Source organism: Bacteroides sp. BFG-637 (assembly GCF_024793605.1).
GTDB classification, from domain to species: domain Bacteria; phylum Bacteroidota; class Bacteroidia; order Bacteroidales; family Bacteroidaceae; genus Bacteroides; species Bacteroides vicugnae.
This window is the reverse complement of sequence record NZ_JANUPD010000002.1, coordinates 3,899,462-3,922,545: the sequence shown is the minus strand read 5'-3', so window position 1 is coordinate 3,922,545 and position 23,084 is coordinate 3,899,462. Positions and strand designations below refer to the sequence as shown.

Below are 23,084 nucleotides of genomic sequence, written 5' to 3'. Positions count from 1 at the left end.
CCACCCGTCCCGACGAGCGACAAAATTAGATTAAAATCAATCGTTCTCCAAATTTAATTGCTAATTGTTGTGCAATTATAGCCCAATTAGCAATAGGCATAGTCCACTTTTTACGTACGTTCCGGTAAGCAAGATAAACCAATTTTTCAAGGGCTGTATCCGTAGGGAATATGCCCTTGTTTTTGGTAACCTTACGAATCTGCCGATGATATCCTTCAACAGTATTAGTAGTGTAGATAAGTGTTCTAATACCTTGAGTAAATTGGAAATACGCAGATAGCCGTTCCCAATTATCCCTCCATGATTTTATCACAATAGGATAAAGTTTTCCCCATTTCTTATCCAAATTATCCAGTTCCATTTCAGCTGTTTCTTTGCTTACAGCTTTGTAAACAAGTTTAAGGTCTTTCATAAATTCCTTTTGATTCTTGCTGGCTACGTATTTGATGGAGTTGCGAATTTGGTGGACAATACAAAGTTGGACAGTAGTATCAGGATAAACACTCGCAATAGCATCAGGAAAACCTTTCAGGCCATCTACACAAGCTATCAGAATATCCTTCACACCACGATTCTGAAGATCCGTAAGGACGGACAACCAAAAATTAGCGCCTTCGCTATGAGCAATATACATCCCTAAAAGTTCTTTATGACCTTCCGAGTCTATTCCCAAAACATTATAGATAGCGCGGCTGACAGACTGACCGCGATCATCCATTACTTTATAATGAATAGCATCCATGAAAACAATGGGGTAAACAGAATCAAGACTGCGAGACTTCCAAGCCTTTATTTCCGGAAGTACACGATCGGTGATTGAACTGATTGTATCGGCAGATACACGATTACCTAAGTTTTCCTCCATCCAATCACTGATTTGACGCGTACTGTTACCCAAAGCATACAAACCGATAATACGATCAGAAACGCTCTCCGCAAGAACCGTTTCACGCTTCTTTATAAACTGAGGATCAAAGCTGGAATTACGATCACGGGGAGTGGAAACAGTAACCTCCCCTAAGGGAGTTTGAACCTGCTTATGCATCCTGCCATTACGGCGATTACCCTCTTCACGCTCTGTTGGACTAAGATGCGCATCCATCTCACCTTCCAAGGCGGCGTTAAGAATACTTTCTAAAAGAGGAGCAAAAGCACCATCTTTACCTAACAAGGATTTACCCGATTTAAGTTGTTCGAGAGCCTTGTTCTTAATACTTTCAAAATCAAATTCTTCGTTCATAAAAAAAACTGTGTTAGCAAAGTTAATTCTTTTTTCTTTCCTGACACAGTTTAAATTACATTCTCCGTTCACCCGCATTACAAATGATTGTAGTGCGGGTGATTTTTTAGTTTTTAGGGCTTGTCAGGCTCTTTTTGTTTCTATAAATTCATCGAAAATTCGATTCTACAACCCAAAGCATTCATTATCCGATAGAAAGTAGATACCTTAGGTTCAGTCTGACCACTTTCCACTCTTGATATATAAGAGCGGTCAGAACCAATACGTCGGGCTAATTCAGCCTGGGTGATTTTAGCCTTCTTCCGTGCATCCTCAATGATCTGTCCGGTATAAAAAGCATAGGCCTTTTCTTCTGCTTCGGCACGTTCCGGAGTTCCTTCTGCTCCAAATTTTGCATCAAGAACTACATCATAATCTACTAGCTGATGATTGTTTATCTGCATAATACTCCTCCTTTATTTTTAATGCTCTTTCAATTTCAATATCCGGTGTCTTTGCAGTCTTTTTTTGAAAACCATTAAACAATACTACAATATTGCCATCATCAAAAATGAAAAATACTCGATATATATTACTATTATATTCAGTGCGGAGTTCAAAGATCCCCTCCCGAATAAATTTCACAAATTTGGCGGAGAGTCTTTCTTGTGTTTTCAACAAGAGTAATCCATACTGAATTTATCCTGTTCCTTTTCGGTTAAAGTCTCCATGAAAGCCTCAAAGTAACCTCCGTATGTACGGATCTTACGGTTCTTTTCCATACTGCAAATACACGAAATGTTGTTCAACTATACAACACAAGAGTCTCTTTTTTATCTATTTTTCATTCTATTTACTACAAAAGTGTGAGGGATGTGAAGGAGGATTTTCAACATTCGTATTTTTTTATTTGAATATATAGATAATAGAATTAAAGAATAGAAGAGTAAAAAGTTGTAATTTCTCCCTCACATCCCTCACACTTTTTCATTTGTAAAAAAAAGACAGCAGGAAATCAGAAAAACACAACCGTCTTTTTCTAATTTCCCGCCACGTTTTTAAATCAACTCACTATTCTATTCAAGTTCGTCGAAATCTCCTTCACGATAATCTGTGAAGTCTCCGGTGTGTCCCTTCTTCTCATAAGACATCAGTGTTTCCACGCTAAGTGCCTTGCCCGTTTTCGGACTTATCACATCAATCAGAGTTGCCAAAGAGCGAATGGTTTGTTCACTATTAGAAGCCCCGTCATAAGTGAGACGACCGTGGTCAATGGCATTTAGAATAACAGAGATATACCGTTTTGGATTTCCCCGATATTCTATAATAGCAGGCGTCTGCGACTTTACTTCCCGAGCCAGTTGACCAATGATTCTTTTTTTTGGTCAAACAGGTTCATCAGTTGTTCACTATGCACATCTATTTGTGCATTTACTTCACGAAGTTCGTTTTTCAACGAACAAAATAATTCATCATTGAATGAATTTTCCATAAAACAGTCCTTTTAAAATTATTAAACAAAAAGCCATTCCGGTGAGAGGAACAATACCTCTCACCTAAAATGGCGACTAATGCCTAGAAAACAAAGACTCTATTTCTAACCTAATGTACTCACATCTCTTTTGATTTTACATTCCAAACCAATAATGCAAAGAGTACCGACAGCAGAGCCGCACCAATCCAGAACCAATTGATGTATGTGAAATCATAAACATCGACTCCGTTCTGAACCGTCTTCTGACCCTCTATCAAAACACCACTCATCACATCCTGCAAACCGGCTCCAATATAACTGGCAATACCCACCACTCCCAATGCTGCGCCCGACGCATTGCGGGGAGCAATATCGACAGCCATCAGGCCACCCAGAAAACAAATGAGAACTCCGATTCCCAACCCGAAAAAGACCATGGCAAGTACATCTACCCAGAAGTGTACGCCCGGAACCAATAGGAACAGACAAAGAGCGGAAACATTCATCAATCCGAATATCAGTGCGGGGACATTACGGCTACCAGAAAAGAACCTGTCGGAAATGATACCGGAAAATACTGTACCGACAATTCCACAGATGGAACTGATAGATATGATGAGACTTGCATCCAATGTAGAGTATCCCTTTTGAGCTTCCAGATAGAAAACACCCCAACTGTTCACAGCATAACGACTGATATACATAAATGCGCTGGACAAAGCCAAAATCCAAATTGCAGGATTCTTCAAGACTGCTTTTTGAGCTTTGTTGAAATCTTCTGTCTGTTTGCCGGATGAAGAACGAGAGTCTGTGGAAGAAGAATTTTTGTCCAACAAGAATCCCTGACTCTGTGGCGTATCACGCATAAAGACAAGCATCATCAGGAATCCCAAGATACCAATTACTCCGGCTCCAATCATTCCATATCTCCATCCCATCCAACTGACCAGCAATGCTATGGAAATAAACGTCAATGCTTCGCCTAAATTATGGCTGGCAGACCAAAAGCCATAGAAAGTGCCTCGCTCCTTACTGCTATACCACCGGGTCAGCGAAACCACACCGGACGCTGCTCCCATTGACTGAAACCAGCCATTTAGCCCCCAAAGTATGACAAACGCATAAAATGAACTGGTGAAACCCAAACATAGGTTTATCAAAGCGGAACACAATAAACCGGTAGACATAAAACGCCGTACATTACTACGGTCGGCAAGAAATCCATTCGTCAGCTTACCCAATGCATACACGAAGAACAGGCAGGAGCCTATGATTCCCAATTGAGTTTCGGAGAATACTCCCTCCTCTACAATCGGCTTGCGCACCACGTTCATACTAAGACGGCAAACATAATAAATACCATATCCGGTAGTAGCCGACAAGAACGTTGCCCAACGGATACGCTTGAAGCGTGAAGAACGTTCGGAATCAGTCTCTCCTCCGGCTGCCGGAGGAGAGATTCTATAAAAATCCAATATTTTAAACGCCATAAACGGAATTTACATATTAATGAAATGCATCTGCCTTATGCTCATTACGTTTCTTACGGGCTTGCAAATATTCCAATAAATAGGCGGTACGATCGGTCTGAATGATGGTTGCGCCAAGTGTGTCTATCAAATATCCATAGCCTTCATCCGGGTTTTCCAACGATTTATCATCGTCATGCCCGCCTGCCATTGTATCCCAAAGGGTATTATACCAGATTTTACTTTTTCTTTCGAGTTTAGCTCGCACCTGTTTGGGGAGTCGGCAAGTATCCGATTCGAACAGTAGTTCAAAAGCTACAGGATGAAGTTCTTTCATAAAATCATCTATTTGCTGCATAGCTCCCGGTCTGTCCAAATGCACGATAGGCATATATATAATCCGGTCTAAATATTTACCCAAATCCTTCTTTACTTCCGTGACGGGTTTGGAGCCTTTCATAATGATCTGCCCGACGGTTCCGGTTTTCTCCAAGATGGGAAAAATCTCGTCAAATATCGGATATGCCTTATCCAAATTTACCATCACACGCCCTTTTGCCGTCAATAATGCCTCTTCCAATGTAGGCACATAGTGTTTGGTTTTCAATGCGGCGCCATTCTTCAGGCGGAGAGTCCGGATGGAGTCCAGTGTCCATTCGGCAATCTTGCCCTTTCCTGTTGTCGTTCTGTCCAACGTCTTATCATGCATAAGGATCAACTGTCCGTCTTTGGTTTTCTGAATGTCCAGTTCTACCACGTCGGCTCCCAACCGGATAGAGCTTTCAATCGCTGCCAGCGAATTTTCAGGTGCAAAACGCCAGTCCGCCCGATGGGCTACGACAGTGATTTCCTTATTATCGGGATCCGTTATCTTTGCGTAAATTGCCTTTACCGGTTCATCAGCAAACAGGCAGAGAGGAAACAGCAGAACAATTGCTATGATTATATATTTCTTCATATTCATTCTTGTTATCTATAATCTTTGGATTTTAAATACTTGGCTACCAATTCGGCATAATCGGTTTGTACGATATTAATGCGTTTATTTATCATACCTACAAGACCCGAATAGTTCTCTGAAAGCATATTCGTATCATTCGCCCCTACAATATTGGAGAAAATAAGCCAGCCTTTAGATTTAATGTCTTCGGTCATTGCGCCCGAAAGAGCATCTGATGTAGATAGTTGCATCATCTGTACATTGTCCGTATAGGAAGAAGCAAAGTAAGTAATATCATCGGCCGCTTTTGCCATCGGATGCAGTAACAGACTGCCGTTTGCCGCTTTTAAATCATACGCATAATTGCGATTATTGGAAACATACAACAGCACTTCACTTTCCATGTCCAACTTTTTAAGTAATGACACCATTGTAGCTACGGCAACGTTTTTGTTGACAATATCCAAATTGAAATATACCTTTCCTTTCCCCTTTTTCAATGCATCTTCTAAAGTTGGAATCCGTTCTCCCGTCAGATTGCCTGCTGCATCTTTGAGATAGAACTGTTGTAGTTGCTGATAGGTATAATTTCCTACTGTACCGCTTCCGTTGGTGGTTCTGTCGATGGTATTATCGTGCATCAGTACCAATATCCCGTCCGATGTGGGGCGTGCATCCAGTTCGATCATCTCTACTCCGGCGTTGATGGCATATTCTATAGAAGGCAACGAATTCTCCGGTATGCCGTTGGCTATGCCCTTCTGCGTATTCGCCCGATGGGCACAAAGCCAGACTTTATACGAGCTGTCCTCAAATAATTTCTTTAAATCGGCCTTCAGATTGCCTGTGATGGGTAGTTGTCCTCCAGGATCACCACCCGGATTTTCACCCGAACCGCCCAACTGTGCACTGGAATGGCGGCTGTCTTTCCCTTTCATCGGCCATGCGGAAGCTGCACATCCGGTAATACCTTCATCTTCCAAAGCTACCAAAACACTCTTTGACGGATCTACGGTATTCGTGACACCAATATAAATAGTGCCGTCCGGACCGATTGTCGGTGAACTCCATATCTTTCCGATACCAGCTTCCCAGTTGTCCTTCAAAGGGGAATCACTTTCATTAATCAGTGCGGCCAGATCTTTTTTCAGGATTAGCTGTTCTTCCGATGCTTCGGGTTTAATGATATAATAATTACCGGATTGGGTTCCAAAATGAATATTCCCTACCTGATCGATTGCCGCGCATCCGCTGACATCTTCCGGCACACCGTAATGCCATTGGATGACTCCATTAGGAGATAAAGAAACAATTCCTCCCGTAGCTTCGCCCGGAGCACGTTTTACTGTTACAATGATGCTTCCGTCCAAACCTATCACAACACCACCCTGATCCAGTGTTCCTACATTTCCCAACGGGGTACGCCATTTTTCGACTCCGTCGCTTCCCATAGCAAAAGCACTGCTTCCTATTCCCGCGAATGTGGCAATCCCATAAATTGTACCGGCTCCATCCACCGCTACGGAACCATTCATGTTTTCCGAAGGTTTGTCATTCCCCGAACTATATACCTGCCATGCCCACATCACATTACCGCCTGTATTCAAGGCAGATGCCGAAGCACCAAATAATCCATTCTTTCCACCTGACCAAATCAAAGTATTGTTCGCCAATGCAATTCCGGCAGCCACTCCGCCCGAAGGACCTCCCGAATTGTCCGCATTTGCCACATAACCCACTCTGTAGCCGGTGTTCTTATCAACGGCAAGCACCGAACCGGTAGAGCCGCCATTACCCATATAGATGTGGTTTTCTCCAATCGCACAGGTCAGGTAATTGATACGGGGCGTGGAAGCCTGTCCTTTATTCCAAAATCCTTTTTCGGCATCTCCGGCAACTACCCATTTTTTCGTTCCATCGGAATTAATGGCATATACACGACCTACTTTACCACTGGTATCGCCAGTCCCTACGTAGACAGTACCATCCGCGTCAATGCTTGGAGTTGTATGCGTATTGCCGGACGGAAAATCGCCATCAGCGGAAGTCCACAAATCGAATTCCCAAAGCTGTTCGCCCGTCGCAGCAGAGAATTTACGTAAATAATGGTCATTGGAAGTCATATACACATTATTATCATCACTGACTGCCGGAGCCGTGGAACGTATTTCTCCCAGTACATGGGCACCTACCCACTTCAATTTCACATTCCCGACTTCGGGCAGAGGTTCTGCTTCAATCGTCAGCAATTTATGAGCCATTGCGTAATTTCCTTTGCCATCTTTTACGTGCAAAGTCACTGTATAAGCACCATTCGTTTCATAAATTACTTTCGGGGCAATCTCGGTCGAAGTTTTTCCGTCCCCTAAATCCCATTGGCAGGTATAGTTGCCTTCCCCGCCCATCGTTTGATTCGTAACACTGACTTCTTCGCCTACATAATAAGTCGTCTTGTCAAAAGCAAATTTAGCTGTCAGCGCATTTTCTTTCCAATCATCCGAACATGCCGAAAGTACCAGCAGGCAGATGAAAAATGTTGCAAATATCTTTATATTCTTCATACTCTGTTCTTTCTAAGATAATTAATAACCTGGATTTTGAGGATAGTTTTCTTCTCCCGCCAAGTCGCGTTCCGACTGGGGCACCGGATAATACATCAAGTAGTTTCTGCCGTTCAAGGAAGTAAACAAGTCCAGCCGGTTGGTTCGTTTCAAATCATACCATCGTTGACCTTCCGCATACAGTTCACGATGACGTTCATCAAGTATTTGGTTCTGGAATTCAGTATCAGTCATGCTTGAGGGTAGCGAAACGGAAGCGTAGCGTTTGTTCATAAACTCTTTCAGCGTAGACAGTCCGTTGGTAGCTCCCAGTGCTTCTGCTTTAATTAGATACATCTCTGCCACGCGGGTAACTACAATCGGGGTTTGTGACGGCTGTTCATTGGTGACAAACTGCCCGGTACTTCCATTCGGGAATTTGATAATGCGACTATTATCCGCACCAAACACGGCTTTTGCACGTATATCTTGTTTCTTGACGGTTGTATCATCGTAGAGATGTCCGTAACAGTCAGTAGAGGGAGAATAATCCCAGGTGGGGTCGATATCGTTCACCGTTTGGTAGAATAGCAGCAGACTTGTGCTGCGCTTGTTGGCTAGCGCAAAGACCAGTTCTTTACTACTGCTGTTGGAGACAAAGGCATTGGCATACTCGGTCGAGGTAGCACTCAATGCAAAATTAGATTTGGCAATTACCTTGTCGGCATAGGCGGCTGCGTTTGTATAGTCTTTCAAAGACAGGCATACTTTGGCATTTAGTGCATCACAAGCGCTAAGAGATACATAAAAACGGTCTGTAAATTCAGGTAATAATCCTTCCGCTTTCGTCAAGTCTTCTTTTATAAAACTCCATACTTCAGTTTCGGGAGAGATGGGCACAACGTTATAGGTACGTTTACGTAAGATAGGAGCTCCCCCCAGCGAGTGACTAAATGATAGTAAATCAAGGCCCTGAAATAATATCCCGTACCGCCTGTCTGCTTCACTACCTGGTTTTCTTTATTGGAGGATGCTTCATATGTTTCGACCAAAAAGTTTACTTGCTTCAGGGTTGTGAAGCATTTTTGCCACTGGCTCAAAACTTCTTTGGAGCTGGGAGCCATCAATATCGGGTCATTCAGGGAGAAACCGGGGCCTGCCTTGAAATTCTCGCCCTTTACGTCACCGTCCATATAGAACTTGAATATCAGTTCTTCCATTTCGGCGTACACTCCATTCAATAACTTTTCCAAATCGGATTCACTCAACATATCTTGAGGGATCTGATCTTTAGGTCGCATATCGTCCAGCATACCTGAACAAGCTGTCATCCAGAAAAGGCAAATGCTACACAGCAAATAGTTGATTATAGTATAGTATCGTTTCATACATCTATGTTTTTAAAAGTTTAGATTCAGACCAAAAATAAATGTTCTCAATACAGGTTGCAGACCGAAGTCAACGCCATAATTTGAATCGCCCGGACTGCCGGAGAATGATGTTTCGGGATCATAACCGGAATACTTGGTGAGAGTCAGCAAATTATCTGCCGAAACATAGACTCTTAATGAGTTCACTCGGAGTTTCTTAGCAACCGATTCCGGCAAGGTGTAGCCCAAAGTCACTGTTTTCAGTTTAAAGTAGGAAGCATCTTCCAGATAACGTGTTGAGGTCTGTACGTTGTAGTCATAATCATATCCGGTATGTACTCCGATTCGTACAGGACGGGGAATCGTGTTGCTTGTTCCTTCTCCGCGCCAGTATCCGTTGGCCACTTCTTTGCTTACATTAAAGTATTGTTCCACAGATTCGCCTCGGTCGCCTACTTTTACATTCGACAATGCGAGCCCCAAATGGTCGGTACCTTCAGCCCCATTCACTCCTCGCCATGCCGACATCACTTTGCCACCTACGGAGAATTGTCCGAACAGAGACAGGTCAAAACCTTTGTAGGAGAAGTTGGAAGTGATACCTCCGTAAAAGTCAGGGATGGCTTTTCCTACGTTCATCCGGTCGGCGTCGGAAATGTCGCCGTCTTCGTTATAATCGAAATATTTCACGTCACCGGCACGTACGCCTTTAGCGTAAAGTTTCGCAGGTACTTCGTCGTCACGCTGGTAGATGCCTTCCATCTTCAGCATATAAAATGTACTGATGGGCTGACCATTGATTAGAGCATGCATCGAACCGCCCAAGAGATTACTTCCACTACTGGGAACTATATACATATCATTTCCTTCAATCAGGGAGAGTAATTTATTCTTCACGAAAGAGATGTTTCCTCCCAAATCCCATTTGAACTTTCCGGCAAGGATTTTGCCATTCAAAGCCAACTCAAGTCCTTTATTCTCCAATGAACCGATATTGGATTGCAAAGTAGTATATCCGGTGGTTGCATTGACCGGTTTCTTGAACAGCAGGTCAGTGGTTTTCTGATAGAACATATCTACGTTCAGAGTCAGGCGGGATTGGAACATTTCTATATCAAATCCGATATTGAACTGGCTAGCTTTCTCCCAGGTCAAGGCACGGGCGTCTTGCGAAATCTGGAATCCGGCAGAACCATTGTAGGAAGCGCCACCCGCACTGATAAGTGATAGCGGAGCATAATTGCTCACTCCTGCCATGCTTCCTGTCATACCCCAGCTTAATCTTAACTTGGCATCATTGACATATTGGTTTTTCGGGAAAAATTCTTCATTGGATGCCCGCCATGCAAAAGAAGCAGAGGGAAAATAACCGTATCTCTTGTTCTTCGCAAAACGGGAGGAACCGTCACTACGCAAAGAGGCGTTCAGTATATATTTGTTATCCCAGTTCAAGGCGATTCGTCCGAAATAGGATTCTAAAGCGTAAGAGGTATAGCTGATGTTTCCGGCATAAATATTGGGTCCTGCATTGATTAAATCAAAGTTTGAGGAAGGAAATGCACCGTTGGCGTAGTTGTCACTCTTTGCGCCGAACTGCTCATAAGTGTATTTCTCAAACGAGTGTCCCAACATGACGGAATAGATCAGTTTGTTCCATTCATTGTTGTAAGAGAATATGTTGTCTATCACATAGCGGAAACTCTGGTCTTTTTGTTCCGCCAATGCTCCCCAACCGCTGCTGTTTTTGCGGGCATCATGTTTGTCCGACAGTTTTTTAGAAGTGTTATCCAAAATGCCATATACACTTACTGTCGGTGTGTACTTGAATCCTTTAAAGGGGGTAACGTCTATGCTGAATACGCCGGATAGTTGGTATTTCTTCGCTACCCAGTCTTCTTCATTTATCAGCATTACGGGATTGTGACGCAGAATATCCGTTCCATTCACTTTGTAAGATGTTCCGTCTTCTTTGTAGGGTGAATACCAGGGCTGTTCTTCACGTGCCGTACGCAGCACTTTCAGACTGGTGCTCGTTTCTTCCAACAGGTCTGAACGGCTGACGGAACCAGCTAAGTTCATATTCAATTTGAAGATGTTATTGATCTTATGGGTGAACTTTGCACGCATATTATATTGGTCATAACTACTTTTATTCAAATATCCTTCTTGGGTATTGGCTCCCAAAGAGGCGAAAAAAGTAGTCTTTTCGTTTCCACCGGAGATGCTGATGGAGCCGGTACCTGTCTTTGAGTTTTTTCTTGATATTTCTTTCACCCAATTGGTTTCCTGAATTTGAGAAGGAGTATACAGTTGAAGGTTAGCTCCCATCTGTACATTGTAATTGTCGATAGCGGCTTGCATGGTATTCATATATTCCGTCGAATTGGCCATTTCAATGTCGCTGGCGAGATAGGCAAATCCATAGCGACCGGACACTTCTATCTTTGTCTTGCCTTGCTGACCAGATTTGGTGGTTATCAATACGACTCCGGCATTGGCACGCGAGCCATAGATGGCAGCGGCGGAAGCGTCTTTCAAAACTTCCATGCTTTCAATGTCATTCGGATTCAGATTGGGATATTTTTCGCTTGGGATACCGTCAACGACATAAAGTGGCGAGCTTCCTCCACTGACGGAACCGATACCACGAACGGTCACATTGGGGGCTTCTCCCGGAGTGCCGGAAGCAGAGGATATATTCACACCTGCTACACGTCCTTGCAGCATTTTTATCGGGTTATAGTCATTACCCTGGTCTATATTTTCCATCTTTACTTTACTGATGGAAGTTGTCACCAGTTTTTGTGACTGAACTCCATAGCCGACAACGACAACTTCATCAATCATTTTGCTGTCCTCCTGAAGCACGACTTTCACTAATGTCTGACCAGTGGTAGAAAGATCGACTGTCTTATACCCTATATAAGAAATTGTCAATATTCCTTTTTCCGGCACATCGGCCAATGTGAATTTTCCATCGAAATCTGTTATTGTCCCATGTGACTTGCCTTTGACCACAATGCTTGCACCGATAATAGGTTCCCCTTTTTCATCTACAACCGTACCTGTTATCTTTTTAGCAACTGACTTGTCCTCGGCTTTACGAATCAATACAATCACATTGTCTTGTTCTTTTTTGTATGTCAGATCCATTCTGCCTAAAAGTTGAGTCATTGTATGGTCAATCGTCGCATTGTGAACATTCAGAGATACTTTCCGATCTAACTCGGGAAGACTTTCACTGTAGAAAAATTTGTAATTGCTTACTTGCTCAATCTTCTTTAAGGAGGCTCTTAAAGACAAATCTTTCAAATTAACCGTTATTTGAGAATAAGCGGCAAAAGAGATGCTTAGGAACAATAGCAAGCATACAGCCCGTAGCGTTCTCCAGTTCTTACTTCTCTCCCCATGGGTTTGAGGGAGATTTACAAGGTGTTTTCTGTTTTTCATATATCCAAACTTTTAAGTTGTTTGATAGGTATACAGACTGCTATATCCTCCCGTCCAAGCGCCTATCAATCTTTAACTCTTATTAACCAAATCAATCCAGAGAATAAAAAAGCCATTCCTTAGAAGTGAAATTCCGAAATGGCTTTTATTATTATTTGAGATAATACTTATCTATGTTATTTCTCCTTTAAAACAATCACCGAACCATCCATCTCATAATAGAAAGGAGAAGTTAGCATCAGAATATTCAAAGCATTCTGTATACCGCCACCCGGAATAGTTCCCGTGAAATATTCTTTAGGTAATTTGCCGGAATCGAAACGAATCTCTACATCATAAATACGTGAAAGTGTCTTCATTATATTTTCCAAAGATTCTTTCTCGAAATAGATGTTTCCTTTCGTCCATTCGATGTAATCATCCGGGTGCACCTGGGTGGTCGTTATCCTATGGGTGGTTTTGTTATATTCTATTTTATCGCCAGGCTTCATGATGTGCGAGATTTCTTGTGCATAGATGCCGACTTTTCCTTCCAACAGAACGACTGTCACGTCTTTAGCATCTTCATAGGCAGATACATTGAAGGAAGTACCAAGTACTTTCACTTCCAAATCGCCAATTTGTACGACAAAGGGATGTTTCTCATCATGGGCTACTTTAAAATAGGCTTCACCATTCAGTTGCACGCGGCGAACTTTTTCTCCGAAATTATTCAGATAACTTAATTGGGAAGCTGAATTGAGTACAACATTTGTTCCGTCCGGTAGCTCAATGGTTGCTTTATCTCCTTTGGCTGCTTTCACAATAAAAGGTGTTTCTGCCGTTAGAGAAGAATCTAAAAGATAATAGGTGAAAAAAGCGACACAGACAGGCAATAAAATGGCAGCAACCCATTTCCAAGGAATGATACGGAGGGTTCGCACTTTCTTGTTTTTCAGAGATTCATCTTTCTCTTGAATTTGTTCTAGTCTTTGAATTCCTTCTTTTTCCCCACCTTCTTCTTGACCTAAAGTCTCTTCTTTGATCCGGGCAAAAAGCTTATCACGCAACACGGGGTTCATGGAAGAATCCGATCTCTCAAACTCTTGTTCCCACCAATCGTGCAATTGACGGTCATTCTTTATCCAGTCTGACAGTTCTTTTATCTCGATATCCGTGATCGTTTCTTCGAAATATTTTTCAATTAGCTCTTTATAATGTGTCTTATCCATCTTTCCACTTATTTACAAGTATACATTTTCATCCTACTTCCCATCCAAAAACAAGTATTACTATTACATTTCATTAACAAAAAAGGCCAACAAAAGGGTAATTACCTTGTCATAATGCTTCATCAACTGTTCACGCATAAATTTCACAGCCAAAGATAATTGGGTAGCAACCGTACTTTCGGAAATTCCCATGATTTCGGCTATCTCTTTATTTGTGTAATTCTGTCTTTTACTCAAAATGAATATTTTCTTCCGTTGCGCAGGCAGTTCTTCGGCAAGAGAATCGATATACTCATTCAAAAAGCGCAGATCAATATTCTCTTCTGTCTGTGAATCACGGTCTACGCTACTTTTCATCAGATATTCATTGTAAACATACTCTATGGTCTGGCGCTGGTACATATTCATCAATAAGTTTTTGGCAATCGTGCAGAGAAAAGAGATAAACGAGGAAGCCGGATCTACTTTTTCACGCACTTCCCATATACGAATGAAAGTAGATTGCACCACTTCTTCGGCCATATATTGATTGCCGGAAGAGAGTCGCATAATGAAATTGTACAGTTTGCCACTATACATAGTATACAATCTTTCGAATGCTTGAAAGGAACCGCCTTTTAAGTCAATTAATAAAAGTTTTTCATCTGTAGAATCTACCATATCTTAGAATTTTGCAACAAAGGTATGCAGCCATAGGTCATAAACAGGTGACAATATTATTAATATTTTCTCAATTATCCGACTTTTCGGGAAGAAAAAGATAGTAAATAGCAAATAGTAACGCCATCCGGTCAGGATAATGACGCTATCCAATCGGGATAGTGACGGTATCCGAACCGGATGGCGTTACTATATTTAGTGAGGTAATTCGTACTAATAAGTCAGACGAACACCTGCTTGTATGTTGAAGTTAAACGGATTCTCTTTACGTATAGTTTGTATGTCGGAGCCATCATTGAAATAATAAGCAACACCCGGTTCCACGTAGATACCCAAACGCTTCGTTGCATTGATCTGTGCACCTACACCACCGGATACCGAGAACTGCAAAGGCTTCACTGTTTCTTTTTCAGAGCCAAGCTTTCCATAAACGCATTTCTCAACCATACCTCCGCCGGAGACATAAAGAGTGACAAGTTTCTTATCCAGGAAGTTCCAGTTGGCACGCAACGGAATACCGATATAATGTAGTTTCTGCTCTATCTGTTGTTCTTCACCTGCCAGTTTTGCATCCGAAGAAAGCAGCGTATAAGTCAGTCCTGTCTCAAGAGAGAATCCCTTAGCTAAACCTTTACGAACAGACAATCCGAAAGAAATAGGTTGATGATGTTTAATATCAACCACCTGTTTTGCCTGACGCAGGTAAGGTACTCCATCTTCAAAAACCAACGTCTGGTCATTAGGAATTGTCTCCATCAAACCGTTGGAAACAGAAAACATACTCACACGGGACATATAGGCATGAGATCCGGCACCTACTTCTGTCGAAGCACCTCCTGAATTTCCTACCGAAAGTCCCATTGACCATGTTCCCTTTTGAGAAGATCTTTTTTCTGTCGGAATATGAAGTTTGTCTTTACCGGAGGGGCGGCGCGGTCTGTTATTCAATCGCTCCGCATCTTGTGACTGTCCCTGACTGGCATTTGTATTTTCTACCTGCTTCGGTTCATCTTCTACATTTTCAGTCTCTCCTTTCCCTTTTACATTCTTATCCTCCTCACTCAAAGAGTCCTCTCCATTTCCTGTTGAAGGTTTATTTTCATTACCGATCCCTAATGGATCTACACCTGTTTTCTGCTCCGTATGATTCCTGTTGACTTTCGCCAAACGGTCTACGCGAGCTACCGGCCGTAAGACAGGTTCCACAGCAGTTCCCTGCATATCCGGTTGTTGCACACCCGGCAATACATCGGGCGTGGAAGCCAATGCAGGAGTTTGTATATGACGTATTTCATCCGCAGCAGGTGTCCCTAGAAAATACAGACCTACTGACGAAACGACAGCTAATATTATAACAGCTGCAGCAGCCATCATCCATTTTCGATAAGGATATATTTTCTTCTCCACAGGAGGCATAAGTTCTTTCTCCAGTTGTTCCCAACCGGAAGCAGGCGTCGACTCGGAATAATCCGCGAGCTTCTCCTTCAACTTATTCATCCACAATTCTTTCTCTTCCATCTCTATCTATCCATTATGCGTTATCCATTCTTTTACTCTTTTTGCTAATACACTCTTTGCACGAAACAGTTGCGAAGCCGAAGATTTTTCATTGATACCTAATACCTGTGCGATTTCTTTATGCGATTTGTCTTCAAATGTATAAAGGTTGAACACGGTACGATACCCGGCGGGTAATTCTTCAATAAACTGCATCAGTACTTTTTGTGGAATCGCTTCCACATCGGAAGCATCCGGCTCTTCATACTCTTCGGGCAACTCTTCCAAAGGTGCCGACTGATTGATTACATCATTCTTCCGAAGATACTGCAAAGCAGTGTTGACCATCACCCGCTCCATCCAGGCCCGCAAGGAACCCTCACCCCTCCAGGTGAACTTATCGAACGAATCGAATATCTTTAAAAAACCGTCGTGAAGCAGATCCTGGGCTGTATCCCGGTCGCCGGTATAACGTAGACAGATGCCAAGCATACGCCCCGCATACTGTTCATACAGTTCCTTGCGGGCCCGGTTATTACCCAGCCTACATTGTTCCGACAACTCTATTTCTTCCATTCTCTTATACACGTGTTTACCTTATAAATGCAGCAAAGATAGAAATACTGCACAGAGAGAACAACTCTTTTATCACTTTTGTTTCTTTAACAGATCCGAATGCAATATTTTCTATCCCCTTGCATTTTTACTACAGAAAACATAAATATTATAAAATCTAAAACCTAGTAAGTATATGAAGAAATTTAAATTCATTGCCTTTATCTTTGCTATTATGACTACCATGCCGATTCTCCAGTCATGCTTGGACGACGATGACAGTTCGTCCGATCTTCTGGTTATCAGCACCATTAATATGATTAGCCAGGATAGCAAGGAATTTTATTTCACTTTGGATAATGGAAAAAAGATGTATCCCAGCAATTCACAAGGATGGAGCAATAAAGATTGGGTGGAGGGACAACGAGCTTTTGTGATATTCAATGAGCTGGAAGAGCCTGTAAATGGATACGACCTTAATATTCAGGTGAAAGGTATCAATCCAATCTTAACCAAAGACATCGTCACAATGGGTGAAGATGACAACGACGAAGAGAAAATCGGAGATGATAAGATCAACACGACTTATATGTGGATCAATAAGGATAATAAATATCTGACGATTGAATTCCAATATTACGGAACACATAGTGAAGATAAAAAACATTTCCTGAATCTGGTGATTAACGACAAAGAAGAGACAGTTCCCACTGCTGACGAAGACAATGCAGAGGACGAATATATTAATCTGGAATTCCGTCATAACAGTGAAGGAGATTATCCTCAACGTTTGGGTGAAGGATATGTGTCTTTCAAACTGGATAAAATAAAAGAGCGGATGGAAGGAAAAAAGGGATTGAGAATTCGTGTTAACACCTTATATAGTGGGGTGAAAACTTATGAAGTAAAATTTCCTTAGATTACTAATCTAATATGAACATGCGAAACACACTCTTTTTTAATATAATATATTAATTACGCAAGAGGGGGCGGTAGTTGTGAAACTGCCGCCCTTTACCTATAAAATCATATACACACCTGCATCTTTTCCATTCATACGCCCAGTCAAGAATGCTCCTGATTATATGGTTAGAAATCATTCCTGCCACATTAGAAAAGATAAGCAGGAATTCTCTAATTCACTATAACAAACATTGTATGGCCTGCAAAGTAAGCATTTCTTTAGGGACCGCTGCCTTTATTTCTTCTTTCAGGACGCACAGCAGACTGTGACGGATAAAATCTCTATTTGTCACCAGCACCACTTGTCGCGTAGGCCGGGGGATAGCAAACGGACGCACTAACTGTCGCTGTTCTTCTGTCAATTGCGCCACTGCCAGTTCGGGAATAAAAGTGATGCCTTTTCCGCTTTCTACCATTCGCATAAAAGTTTCCATACTTCCCAGACGATAAGCTATCTGGCTGACCTTCACCGCCTCCATCTGACAAAAACGGACAAGTTGGTCACGGAAGCAATGTCCTTCGTCTAGGAGCCAAAGATGTTCACCTGTTATATCGGAAGTACGGATCACTTCATGCTTGAAAGAGGGCTCTTTCCTTGATACATATGCGTAGAATTGCTCATAGAAAAGAGTTTCTTCTGTCAGGAATGTGTCTTCTAATTTACTGGCAATAATCCCTGCGTCCAAATCTCCGGCGTGCAAAGCTTGCTGAATATCCTGTGTTTTCATTTCTGTGACACGAATATCCAGTTCCGGGTATTTTTCCATTAGTTGAGGGAAAAAGCGGGGAAGCAAATAAGGAGCAATAGTTGGCAATACTCCCAAGCGGAATACACCGGACAATGACTGTTTATCTTCACAGATTATTTCTTTTACTTGGGCTGCCTGTGCCAGAATCACACGAGCCTGATCCTATCACTTTCCGCCCGATGGCTGTCGGACAAACGGGCTGTACCGTTCTATCGAACAGTTTTACTCCCAGTTCATCTTCCAGTTTCTGAATCATGGCACTCAAAGTGGGTTGCGTCACACGGCAATATTCGGCTGCCCGTGCAAAATGCCTGAACTGGTCTACAGCCAGTATATATTCTAATTGTTGTATCGTCATCTATCAAATCATATTAAGTTATAGATTTCATCTATGCAAAGATAGAAATTTTCAGTTTGACAACAAGCATTTTCCGCCTTATCTTTGCAGTACAGAAAAAAAGAAAACGAGTATAAATCATTAAAAATAAAAAGAATATGAAAACTTTAGAATTTATCAAATTGAACGAATCGGGAGCAAACAACGTAGTAGCATCTTTGCAACAACTATTAGCAGACTTCCAAGTATATTACACCAATCTCCGCGGGTTCCACTGGAATATCAAGGGACATAATTTCTTTGTTCTCCACAGTCAATTCGAAAAGATGTATGATGACACGGCCGAAAAAGTGGACGAAATCGCAGAACGTATCTTAATGTTAGGTGGCACTCCGGCCAATAAGTTCAGTGATTATCTGAAAGTGGCAGGCATCAATGAAGTAGATAAAGTGAGTAACGGAGATGAAGCATTGAATAGTATCCTTCAGTCTATCAGCTATCTGATTGGTGAAGAACGTAAGATCTTGTCCATCGCTTCTCAAGCCGGAGATGAAGTTACCGTTTCGATGATGAGCGATTATCTGAAAGAACAGGAGAAGTTGGTTTGGATGTTGGTTGCCTATAATAACAAGTAAAATTTAAATAAAAGGTTTAGGTTTTAAGTCAAAAAGAGAGGATATTCCCATAAAAAGGTATATTCTCTCTTTTTTGCATTTCTTCTCTCCAGAATTAAAAACATTCCTCAAAGAGTTTCTGCATTTGTGCGTATTTGCCATCTGTATCTTCGACCTCCATACGTAGTTTTATCATTTCCTTTTTCATTTGTTTAATGATAGGGGCATATTCTTTCTCATTGTACACATTATGATCTTCTTTCGGATCTTTTTGTAAATCATAAAAGTCCCATACCGGTTTAGTCGCTCTCTCCTGCCCGTCCGTCATATCTAATGGATCACCATAATAGAAAACAAGCTTATAACGTTCGTTACGAATCCCCATATGAGCAGGACGAATAGTGTGGTGCGTCCAATAACGATAATAAAAACTCCTGCGCCAGTCATCCGGTGTCCGCCCGCAAAGATTATCCACGAAGCTGCGTCCCTGCATTCCTCCTGACGGGTTCACTCCGGTAAATTGTGCCAACGTCGGAGCAAAATCGATATTTAAAATCAAATCTTTCACTCGCTTTCCGGACGGGAGCCTCTTCGGATAACGAATCACAAACGGCATGCGGGCTGCTTCCTCATAAAACATACGTTTATCGAAAAATCCATGCTCTCCCAAAAAGTAACCTTGATCGGAAACATATACCACAATCGTATTATCCGCTATCCCCATATCATCCAAAGCCTGCAAAAGTTTACCTATATTATCATCCACCGTGGCTCCGCAACGCAGATAATCTCTTATATATTTCTGATAGATAGTTTTACGGGCCGCCGCACGTTGCATACCTTGAGTAGAAAAAGGCAATCCGGGATAACGGCACCACCATTTGTCAGGATCGGCAGAAGCCAGTTCCCATCTTCTTCCTATTTCTTCCAATTTTTGTCCGATGAATCCTCTTCCATTAGTTTCCGGTCCCCAATCCATCAGATTCTCGGGCTCGGGAAATACGATTCCATCGTACAGATGCTCCATTCTAGTTGGATAATCATACGGTTCATGGGTAGCTTTAAAATGGCAACACATCAGAAACGGCTGCTTCTTCTCCCTGGCTTTCATCCATTCTATCGCTTTCTCCGTCACAATATCGGTAGAGAATCCCTGCACACACTCACCGAAATTACGATTGCCCGGCCACGGATCGGAACTATTGATAAACAACGGATCGCGATATACTCCTTGATCGTAAAAAATTGAATAATAATCAAATCCTTGCGGCTGGGATTTTAAATGCCATTTACCGACCAAGCCTGTTTGATAGCCTGCCTGCTTCAAGATAGTAGCAATGGTAGGCAACGAAGTGTCCAACGAATCGGCTAATGTATAGACACCGTTTTTATGGCTATAAGCTCCTGTCAGAATAGAAGCGCGACTTGGCGATGAAATAGAATTTGTACAGAAACAATTATCCAGCACCACTCCCTCGGAAGCTAAACGACGAATATTGGGATTATGCGCATAATCAGCCAATATTCCTCCATAAATTCCCCATGCTTGCGCTGTATGGTCATCACTTAGGATGAAGAGAATATTAGGACGTTCGTCCCCTGCTATTTTTATATCTGTCTGAGCACATATTTTTCCGTTCATACAGGCAGCCAGCACGCCCAGCACAGACAATGAAATTTTTTTGTCCATAATGTATTTTAGTCCAATTTAAAAGTATATTTCGCAATCAGAAACGAAATCGAATAAATAAAAACTACTTTTTTATACTAAATTACCCCCTTGTTACAATATCCGTAACAAGGGGGAATCATATTTCAAATGTTTTAACTCATATTGTTTTTTTGTTACAATTTTATCATCTCCCCTACAAACTCAAAGCCCATAGTAAGTGCCGGAGATGAAGCACTCTCCGCTATATTAAGTACTCCCTTAATTGTATACTTTTGGGTCGCTTCATCGTATTGAATAGTAAATGATCCCGGATTCGAAAGATCTACTTGCTTGTCTTTATCAACCCCCGTAAATCCTACCGCTCGGATGTCTGCCTTGGAATACTCACCGGGAAGTAAAACCGTCGTATTTAGCGCTATTCTAAGAGTATTATTTGTAGTATTTCTATCAAATAAAATCAACAGTAAATAATCGGTTTGAATTTGATATCTTGCCATTATAGATTCGAAAAACAGATCTGTATCGGGCGTATCTTTTGCCTCTATTCTGAGTTCTGTTGAAACTCCACTGCCGTCATTCGCTATTATTTCAATAACAGCCGTACCGGAGGCCAAAACCTCAATGATACCATTCTCCAATGAAATGACCTCATCGCCTTCCTTCAAATTATAAGATACAGATTTATCCTCCACATTATCCGGCAATACAACAAGGGTAGCATTCAAATCGTAAGTATCACCGACTACCAAGTCCAGAACTCCCATTCCATCCGCTACAATAATTTCTTCCACTCTTACCTGATAATCTACGGCTACTCTGTATTTGGATTGAAATCGTGCTATATTTGCATTATCTACCAGAGTGACCGTCAGTTCTGCTTCACCAGAAGCAATACCCGTAATTACTCCTTCACGGTTTACTGTGAAAACGTCCTCGTTACTTGAGCCAAACCGAAATGAGTATTCCTCCAGATTACCAGCATTATCCGGAATAACGCTAACACGCAGAGCAGTGGTAATTCCTACTTCATCAAAAACAATATCCCCCTCTTCGGTTATATACTCATTTTCGACAGAAATCCCGGTAACAGGGTTTTCCACCACCTCTACCTGACTAATTTCATCGTCATCACCGCAAGCCGCACATATAACAGCCGCAGCAAACATTAAATATAATAATTTTTTCTTCATATTTACTTCATTATAAATCGATTGATCTGCCAATTATTCGGGACAGCGTACACCCTCCACCCAGTTAAGAGTCTTATTTATATCCCAGCCATTTCCGGTCCAGTCTCTGACAACATCGCCTTCACCTTCATTAAATCTCCAGTAAGCAATCATATCCTGATAATTGTCCGGAGATATATAGCACATATTATTCTGAATCTCGCTCTGTGTCAAAGCCTTTTTCCATACACGAACTTCACTTATGACTCCGTCCAAATAGCGGGAATCCAGCGAAGAGCCAATACAGAACCTGCGTTTATCTGTCTTTCCACACAAGGTAATAGGACCACGCGGAGCATCTACCTGTCCGTCCAATTCACCATTCACATAAAGCTTAATGCTAGAACCGTCGAACACAACTGCAAGATGATACCATTTATTCACTTCGAACTCCGTCTTGCCCGTGACAGGATAGCCACCTCCGGCCAATTGAATCTGATTCGGCTTAATAGTAACATCACCAAAGCGCAATAGAAATTCTTCCTCCACTCCCATTACAGTACTAATATACGGATTTATGGCAGCGAAGTTGTTCACCTTAACTCTCGCCTCCATCGTGACTTGCGGCACACTCGCCAACGCAGGATCATCCTCAAAAGCAAGCTTCATGTTAGTCCGGTAAAGAGTGGCAGCCTTAACTACCATCACTTGATTCAATACAAGATAAATCGTTCGGGAAGATTCCATAACAGGCATATCACCAGTCACATTCGTAATAGTTATAGGCACACAATAGATAACCCCCTCTTCAAAATTAGTAGTTCTCAATAAAGAAAAGATCAATTGTTCTGAAATATTCTCACCTGCTTTCAGCACAATTTCGTCATTGGACAACATATAATCTTCAACAGGAACAATCTTATATTTCTTCCCATACTCCGCATTGTAACCCTCCAGCTTATCCGGATCCACTTTGACTTTAATCAGTTGATCCCCCATTGCCTGGCAAGAAGCCGAAACTGTCACACCAATGTCAGCCGGACCATCCACTGTATATTTAACAGTAGGAGAATTTTCAGTGCCGGTAAAGTATAAAGCATCTTTCAATGGTTCCGCATTTGTACAAGCAAACAAAACGGCCCCCCATAACATAATCAATAATAAATATTTTGTCTTCATATCTTTTCTGCTTTTT

The 23,084-nt window shown here is 41.9% G+C and carries 17 protein-coding genes and 3 pseudogenes; 2 read left to right on the top strand and 18 right to left on the bottom strand.

What is annotated here, in order from left to right; genetic code table 11:
- Window positions 1–25: 25 nt before the first annotated feature.
- The 14 genes and pseudogenes from NXX38_RS15125 to NXX38_RS15060 form a co-directional block, all read right to left on the bottom strand.
- On the bottom strand, window positions 26–1,240 hold the full coding sequence (locus NXX38_RS15125; protein WP_258980034.1) for an IS256 family transposase: 1,215 nt from the start codon (window positions 1,238–1,240) through the stop codon (window positions 26–28).
- Window positions 1,241–1,380: 140 nt separating this feature from the next.
- Window positions 1,381–1,683, bottom strand: a complete 303-nt coding sequence (locus NXX38_RS15120) for a helix-turn-helix transcriptional regulator (protein ID WP_258980032.1) — start codon at window positions 1,681–1,683, stop codon at window positions 1,381–1,383.
- Window positions 1,649–2,001: pseudogene (locus NXX38_RS15115) on the bottom strand (type II toxin-antitoxin system RelE/ParE family toxin). The gene NXX38_RS15120 and the pseudogene NXX38_RS15115 overlap by 35 nt, the downstream one beginning before the upstream one ends.
- A 294-nt stretch (window positions 2,002–2,295) precedes the next feature.
- A complete protein-coding gene (locus NXX38_RS26770) occupies window positions 2,296–2,580 on the bottom strand; it encodes a hypothetical protein (protein WP_309569438.1) in 285 nt (94 codons plus the stop codon).
- Window positions 2,565–2,711: a hypothetical protein gene (locus tag NXX38_RS15105; protein ID WP_258980027.1), complete on the bottom strand. Its 147-nt coding sequence runs from the start codon at window positions 2,709–2,711 to the stop codon at window positions 2,565–2,567. The genes NXX38_RS26770 and NXX38_RS15105 overlap by 16 nt, the downstream gene beginning before the upstream one ends.
- Before the next feature lie 119 nt (window positions 2,712–2,830).
- Window positions 2,831–4,183, bottom strand: a complete 1,353-nt coding sequence (locus NXX38_RS15100; RefSeq protein ID WP_258980026.1) for an MFS transporter — start codon at window positions 4,181–4,183, stop codon at window positions 2,831–2,833.
- Window positions 4,184–4,199: 16 nt separating this feature from the next.
- Entirely contained in the window at window positions 4,200–5,120 is a 921-nt protein-coding gene (locus tag NXX38_RS15095; RefSeq protein ID WP_258980024.1) for a glycerophosphodiester phosphodiesterase family protein, read from the bottom strand.
- Window positions 5,121–5,131: 11 nt separating this feature from the next.
- Complete coding sequence (locus tag NXX38_RS15090; protein ID WP_258980022.1) at window positions 5,132–7,663, bottom strand: glycerophosphodiester phosphodiesterase family protein; 2,532 nt, start codon at window positions 7,661–7,663, stop codon at window positions 5,132–5,134.
- 21 nt (window positions 7,664–7,684) lie between these two features.
- Window positions 7,685–9,030 (bottom strand): annotated as a pseudogene (locus tag NXX38_RS15085) (RagB/SusD family nutrient uptake outer membrane protein).
- 12 nt (window positions 9,031–9,042) lie between these two features.
- Complete coding sequence (locus NXX38_RS15080; RefSeq protein ID WP_258980020.1) at window positions 9,043–12,462, bottom strand: TonB-dependent receptor; 3,420 nt, start codon at window positions 12,460–12,462, stop codon at window positions 9,043–9,045.
- Window positions 12,463–12,638: 176 nt separating this feature from the next.
- Window positions 12,639–13,673 (bottom strand): FecR family protein, encoded by a 1,035-nt coding sequence (locus NXX38_RS15075; RefSeq protein WP_258980013.1) that lies wholly within the window; start codon window positions 13,671–13,673, stop codon window positions 12,639–12,641.
- Between the two features lie 63 nt (window positions 13,674–13,736).
- Window positions 13,737–14,333, bottom strand: coding sequence for an RNA polymerase sigma-70 factor (locus NXX38_RS15070; protein ID WP_258980005.1), 597 nt, complete (start codon window positions 14,331–14,333; stop codon window positions 13,737–13,739).
- Window positions 14,334–14,546: 213 nt separating this feature from the next.
- A complete protein-coding gene (locus NXX38_RS15065; protein WP_258980003.1) occupies window positions 14,547–15,851 on the bottom strand; it encodes a PorT family protein in 1,305 nt (434 codons plus the stop codon).
- A 6-nt stretch (window positions 15,852–15,857) separates the two neighbouring features.
- Entirely contained in the window at window positions 15,858–16,406 is a 549-nt protein-coding gene (locus NXX38_RS15060; protein WP_148365982.1) for an RNA polymerase sigma factor, read from the bottom strand.
- Window positions 16,407–16,581: 175 nt separating this feature from the next.
- On the opposite strand from NXX38_RS15060, the gene NXX38_RS15055 reads away from it, so the two are divergent.
- Entirely contained in the window at window positions 16,582–17,304 is a 723-nt protein-coding gene (locus NXX38_RS15055; RefSeq protein WP_195649879.1) for a NigD-like protein, read from the top strand.
- A 223-nt stretch (window positions 17,305–17,527) separates the two neighbouring features.
- On the opposite strand, the pseudogene NXX38_RS15050 reads toward NXX38_RS15055, so the two are convergent.
- Window positions 17,528–18,455 (bottom strand): annotated as a pseudogene (locus NXX38_RS15050) (hydrogen peroxide-inducible genes activator).
- Window positions 18,456–18,592: 137 nt separating this feature from the next.
- Between NXX38_RS15050 and NXX38_RS15045 the strand changes: the two are divergent.
- A complete protein-coding gene (locus tag NXX38_RS15045; RefSeq protein ID WP_148365976.1) occupies window positions 18,593–19,069 on the top strand; it encodes a Dps family protein in 477 nt (158 codons plus the stop codon).
- A gap of 94 nt (window positions 19,070–19,163) precedes the next feature.
- Here the strand turns inward: NXX38_RS15045 and NXX38_RS15040 are convergent, their stop codons facing one another.
- From NXX38_RS15040 to NXX38_RS15030, 3 genes are all read right to left on the bottom strand, one after another.
- Window positions 19,164–20,690, bottom strand: a complete 1,527-nt coding sequence (locus NXX38_RS15040) for a sulfatase (RefSeq protein ID WP_371826270.1) — start codon at window positions 20,688–20,690, stop codon at window positions 19,164–19,166.
- Window positions 20,691–20,893: 203 nt separating this feature from the next.
- Window positions 20,894–21,910: an Ig-like domain-containing protein gene (locus NXX38_RS15035; RefSeq protein WP_195649876.1), complete on the bottom strand. Its 1,017-nt coding sequence runs from the start codon at window positions 21,908–21,910 to the stop codon at window positions 20,894–20,896.
- A gap of 33 nt (window positions 21,911–21,943) precedes the next feature.
- Entirely contained in the window at window positions 21,944–23,068 is a 1,125-nt protein-coding gene (locus NXX38_RS15030; RefSeq protein ID WP_195649875.1) for a DUF1735 and LamG domain-containing protein, read from the bottom strand.
- Window positions 23,069–23,084 lie beyond the last annotated feature (16 nt).

Bases quoted from the DNA above. Each gene is read 5' to 3' on its own strand.
- NXX38_RS15040 (WP_371826270.1), bottom strand. From the start codon at position 20,690: ATGAACGGAAAAATATGTGCTCAGACAGATATAAAAATAGCAGGGGAC.
- NXX38_RS15055 (WP_195649879.1), top strand. From the start codon at position 16,582: ATGAAGAAATTTAAATTCATTGCCTTTATCTTTGCTATTATGACTACC.
- NXX38_RS15030 (WP_195649875.1), bottom strand. From the start codon at position 23,068: ATGAAGACAAAATATTTATTATTGATTATGTTATGGGGGGCCGTTTTG.
- NXX38_RS15045 (WP_148365976.1), top strand. From the start codon at position 18,593: ATGAAAACTTTAGAATTTATCAAATTGAACGAATCGGGAGCAAACAAC.
- NXX38_RS15125 (WP_258980034.1), bottom strand. From the start codon at position 1,240: ATGAACGAAGAATTTGATTTTGAAAGTATTAAGAACAAGGCTCTCGAA.
- NXX38_RS15060 (WP_148365982.1), bottom strand. From the start codon at position 16,406: ATGGAAGAAATAGAGTTGTCGGAACAATGTAGGCTGGGTAATAACCGG.
- NXX38_RS15070 (WP_258980005.1), bottom strand. From the start codon at position 14,333: ATGGTAGATTCTACAGATGAAAAACTTTTATTAATTGACTTAAAAGGC.
- NXX38_RS15105 (WP_258980027.1), bottom strand. From the start codon at position 2,711: ATGGAAAATTCATTCAATGATGAATTATTTTGTTCGTTGAAAAACGAA.
- NXX38_RS15090 (WP_258980022.1), bottom strand. From the start codon at position 7,663: ATGAAGAATATAAAGATATTTGCAACATTTTTCATCTGCCTGCTGGTA.
- NXX38_RS15080 (WP_258980020.1), bottom strand. From the start codon at position 12,462: ATGAAAAACAGAAAACACCTTGTAAATCTCCCTCAAACCCATGGGGAG.
- NXX38_RS15095 (WP_258980024.1), bottom strand. From the start codon at position 5,120: ATGAAGAAATATATAATCATAGCAATTGTTCTGCTGTTTCCTCTCTGC.
- NXX38_RS15075 (WP_258980013.1), bottom strand. From the start codon at position 13,673: ATGGATAAGACACATTATAAAGAGCTAATTGAAAAATATTTCGAAGAA.
- NXX38_RS15035 (WP_195649876.1), bottom strand. From the start codon at position 21,910: ATGAAGAAAAAATTATTATATTTAATGTTTGCTGCGGCTGTTATATGT.
- NXX38_RS15065 (WP_258980003.1), bottom strand. From the start codon at position 15,851: ATGGAAGAGAAAGAATTGTGGATGAATAAGTTGAAGGAGAAGCTCGCG.
- NXX38_RS15100 (WP_258980026.1), bottom strand. From the start codon at position 4,183: ATGGCGTTTAAAATATTGGATTTTTATAGAATCTCTCCTCCGGCAGCC.
- NXX38_RS15120 (WP_258980032.1), bottom strand. From the start codon at position 1,683: ATGCAGATAAACAATCATCAGCTAGTAGATTATGATGTAGTTCTTGAT.